At 64.0% G+C, this 425-nt stretch carries 1 protein-coding gene; it reads right to left on the bottom strand.

All coding sequences use genetic code 11. The features are described 5' to 3' along the window. Window positions 1–425, bottom strand: a 425-nt coding sequence (locus tag AKL29_RS03900; protein ID WP_152977420.1) for an efflux RND transporter permease subunit, incomplete at both ends; no start/stop codon positions are given.

Raw genomic sequence — 425 nt, 5'->3', positions numbered from 1 at the left:
CCGAGGAAGGCGGTCGGCACGAACACCGCGCACAGCACGAGCGCGATCGAGACCAGCGCACCGCCGACCTCCTCCATGGTCTTGAGAGCCGCCTCGCGCCGGCTCATGCCGTGCTCGAGATGCCGCTCGACATTCTCGACCACCACAATGGCGTCGTCGACCACGATGCCGACCGCGAGCACCAGACCGAACAGCGTCAGATTGTTGATCGAGAAGCCGAGCGCGGCCATCACCGCGAAGGTGCCGACCAGCGACACCGGGATCGCGATGATCGGGATGATCGCAGGCCGCCATCCCTGCAGGAACACCAGCACCACGATGACGACGAGCGCCATCGCCTCGTAGATCGTCTTGATCAGCTCGTGGACCGATTGGGCGATGAATTCGGTCGGGTTGTAGCCGATATTGTAGTCGAGCCCCTTCGG

This window comes from Bradyrhizobium pachyrhizi (genome assembly GCF_001189245.1).
Classification (GTDB): Bacteria; Pseudomonadota; Alphaproteobacteria; order Rhizobiales; family Xanthobacteraceae; genus Bradyrhizobium; species Bradyrhizobium pachyrhizi.
Note: the sequence above shows the minus strand (reverse complement) of the source record. Positions and strands in the feature narration are given on the sequence as shown.